This window comes from Paracoccus sp. FO-3 (genome assembly GCF_006386455.1).
Lineage (GTDB): Bacteria > Pseudomonadota > Alphaproteobacteria > Rhodobacterales > Rhodobacteraceae > Paracoccus > Paracoccus versutus.
Map to the genome: position 1 here is coordinate 1 of NZ_VCBQ01000206.1, position 3,409 is coordinate 3,409.

The 3,409-nt window shown below is 66.6% G+C and carries 4 protein-coding genes; all 4 read right to left on the bottom strand.

Annotation, left to right across the window (positions count from 1 at the left end; genetic code table 11):
• Window position 1 precedes the first annotated feature (1 nt).
• Window positions 2-415 carry a Zn-ribbon domain-containing OB-fold protein gene (locus tag FE811_RS26180; RefSeq protein WP_116220609.1) on the bottom strand — a complete coding sequence of 138 codons (414 nt, stop codon included), beginning with the start codon at window positions 413-415 and terminating at the stop codon, window positions 2-4.
• Window positions 416-426: 11 nt separating this feature from the next.
• A complete protein-coding gene (locus FE811_RS26185) occupies window positions 427-1,650 on the bottom strand; it encodes a thiolase family protein (protein ID WP_116220608.1) in 1,224 nt (407 codons plus the stop codon).
• A 4-nt stretch (window positions 1,651-1,654) separates the two neighbouring features.
• The gene (locus tag FE811_RS26190; RefSeq protein ID WP_036761367.1) at window positions 1,655-2,149 is read right to left on the bottom strand and encodes a MaoC/PaaZ C-terminal domain-containing protein; all 495 of its coding nucleotides are present in this window, start codon (window positions 2,147-2,149) and stop codon (window positions 1,655-1,657) included.
• Between the two features lie 86 nt (window positions 2,150-2,235).
• Window positions 2,236-3,381, bottom strand: coding sequence for an acyl-CoA dehydrogenase family protein (locus FE811_RS26195; RefSeq protein ID WP_116222638.1), 1,146 nt, complete (start codon window positions 3,379-3,381; stop codon window positions 2,236-2,238).
• Window positions 3,382-3,409: the final 28 nt, after the last annotated feature.

Genomic DNA, 3,409 nt, shown 5'->3' on the forward strand with positions numbered 1-3,409 from the left:
TTCATTCTGCGCATCGGAAGACGGGCAGGGTGTGTCTGCCGCGCTTGATGAAGGCGACCTCGACGGGGCGGCCGATGCGCATGTCCTCGGGCTTGCCCTCGATCTGGGTGAAGAGGTGATAGCCCTCCTCCAGCACCACGAAGCCGACGGTGTAGGGCGCGATCGCCTGCCAGGCCGGGGTCGGGCCGCGGCCCACCGTGCTGTGGGAATAGATCCGCCCCTTGCCCGAGGAGCGCCGCCATTCCAGGGCCTCGCCGTCGCATTCCGGGCAGAAGGACCGCGCCGGCCACACCACCGCGCCGCAGCCGGTGCAATGCTGGTAGGTCAGCTCGCCCCGCGCGCAGGCCTGCCAGTAGGGCGCGGCGTCCATCTGCGCATAAGGCTGCGGAAAGCCGTCGACATATTCGATTTCCATGGCGTCTCCCCTTAGGTCCGGTTGCCGAGGATGGCGACGGCGCCGGCCGCCAGCATGCCGCCCGAGCCCTGCACCAGCACCGTCTGCGGCCGCTTCGACGGCGCCGCCCCCAGCGCGGTGCCGCGCAGCTGGCGGATGGCCTCGACATAGCTGTCCATGTTGCACGAAATCCCCGGCTGGCCAAAGGACAGCCAGCCGCCGTTGGTGTCCAGCGGCAGGTCGCCGTCGATGCCGGTGCGCCCCTCGCGGTAGAGCCGCGCGCCCTTGCCCTTTTCGGCAAAGCCCAGGTCCTCGAGGAGGATCGGCCCCATATGCGCGAAATTGACCGAGATCTGCGCCATGTCGATGTCGTCGCGGCCGATGCCGGCCTGGGCGAAGGCCTGGCGCGCCGCCTCGGCCGTCGCGGTATGGGTGATGTTGGGCAGCGGGCCCAGCGTGTCGAAGCGCGCCCGGCGCATGTTCATCCGGTCGCCCAGGTATTCATGGGTCGAGGCCGAGCCGTAGCCCAGCAGGTAGACCGGCGCCGCGAAGTTGCGGGCGTTCCCGGCCGAGGTCACCACCAGCGCCCCGCCGGTGCCGCCGCCCCAGGTCGAGCACATCCAGCGCCGCAGCGGGCTCGAGACATAGGGCGAGGCCAGCACCTTCTGCGCGTCGATCTCGCCGAAGCGGGCCTTGGCGGCATGGGGGTGCTTCACGCCCCATGCCTGGTTGGCGATGGCGACCTGGGCGAAATCCTCCTCGGTCACGCCGAACTCGTGCATGTAGCGGCAGGCCGCCTGGGCATAGAGCGAGGGGATGGTGGGGCCGTAGGGGATCTCGAACTGCGGGTCGGCATCGGCCTCGGCGCCCATGGCCACCGCGTCGACGAAAAGCTCGGTGGCGTCGCTTTGCAGGCAGAGCACGTATTCGGCCTTGCCGGCGGCGATCATCTGCGCGGCCATGCCCAGGCTGGCGGTCAGGCCCGCGCCGTGCATCGTCAGCTCGCTGTTGATCGTCACCGGCATCTGCATGTGCGAGATGAAGATGTTGGACCATTGCGAGCGCTTGTCGGCCCAGGGCGAGCGGCCGGTGAAGACCGCATCGACCTGCTGCCGGCCGATGCCGGCGTCCTTCAGCGCGGCGCGGGCGGCCTCGACCGCCAGCCGCATCGGATCCTTGCGGTTGTCGCGGCTGGCATAGGCATCGCCCATGCCGACGATGGCGGCGACAGGGCCGGTGGCGGGGCTGGGGCTCATGGCGTCAGTCCTTGAAGATCGGCGTGGCCTGGGCCATCAGCTCTTCCAGGTCGGCACGCTTGCGCAGCATCAGGATCGACCATTCGCTGCGCTGAAGCACGTCGCCGTTCTGATTATAGGCCTTGATCAGGAAGGTGCCGACACCGAACTTGTCGTCCTTGTCCTTCTTGGCGATGACCTCGCCGGTGGCATAGACCGTGTCGCCGATCTTGACCGGGTGCAGGAAACGCAGCTTGTCGACGCCGTAATTGGCCTGGATCGCCGGGCCGAACTGCAGGAGCCCCGAGATCAGCGAGAAGGTCAGCTGGCCCTGCACGATGCGTTCGCCCCAGCGGGTCTTGGACGAATATTCGGTGTTCGAGTGGATCTCGATCCAGTTGCCGGTCAGCATGCAGAAATTGACCACATCCGTTTCGGTCACGGTGCGGCCAGGCGAGCGGAAGACATGGCCGATTTCCAGCTCGTCCAGCGGGGTGTTGACGCGATTGTCCGCAATCATGGCTTCATCCTTTCAATGGGTTGCATCCTCCTTGGGGGAGGCGGCGCCGCGGCGGGGAGGCGACCGGCGGCGCCGCGCGACGCGGGTCAGAGCCGCATCGACTTCGAGATGATCGTCTTCTGGATCTGCGAGGTGCCGCCGCCGATCGTGGACTGCACGCTTTCGCGCAGGTAGCGCTCCATGTCGGCCTCGGGCAGGTTGGCGTGGCCGCCCAGCACCTGCATCCCGGTCAGCGCGCATTGCTTCAGCGTCTCGGAGCCATAAAGCTTGGCCATCGACACCTCGCGCGAGCAGGGGATCTTGGCGGCCGCCATGCGGGCGGCGCGATAGCACAGCAGGCGGGCGGCATCGACTTCGGTCTGGCGCTCGGCCAGCATGTGGCGCAGCACCTGGAAGTCCCAGATCGGGCGGCCGAACTGGATGCGTTCATGGGCGTATTGCGTGGCCTTGTTGACCGCGGTCTGGGCGTTGCCGACATAGGCGGCGGCGACCGAGCAGCGTTCCAGCTCCAGATGCGCCAGGATGATTTCCCAGCCCTGGCCTTCCTTGCCCAGGAGGGCGTTGCCGGGCACCTTGACCTCGTCGAGGAAGATCTCGGTGGTGCCGGTGGCGTGGCGCGACAGCGTCGGCAGCTTGTTGATGACCATGCCCGGCGTGTCGTTCGGGATCAGCAGGATCGACAGCCCGCCATGCTTGTCGTCGGCATCGGTGCGCACCAGCATGGCGATGACGGTGTTGTTCGCCGCCGCGCCCGAGCACCACAGCTTCGAGCCGGTGACGATCCAGTCGCCGTTCTCGTCGCGCCGCGCCCGCGTGGCGGTGTTCGAGGCGTCCGACCCCGCGCCCGGTTCCGAGATCGAGACCGAGAAGCGGATCTTGCCGTCGATGAAGGGCTTGATGTATTGCGCCTTCTGTTCTTCGCTGCCGTATTTCTGGATGTTCATCGCGGTGAAGGTCGGCACCAGGATGGCGGCGGCGAAGTCGAAGCCGTATTTGCCCAGGCCCTCGGCCATCAGCGTGTAGTCGAAGATGTCGCCGCCGGCGCCGCCGTCCTCTTCCTTGAACAGCAGCCCCAGCCAGCCCTGCCTGGCGATCTTGTCATAGGCTTCATAGGGATAGTCGCGGTTCATGTCGCATTTGCGGATATATTCGACAGTCACCTCGTCATCCATGAAACGGTTCACCGTCTCAAGCCAAAGCGCCTGCCCCTCGTCCAGAAAATTCCTGTCCATTCCATCCTCCTAAATCCACAGTAAGGCG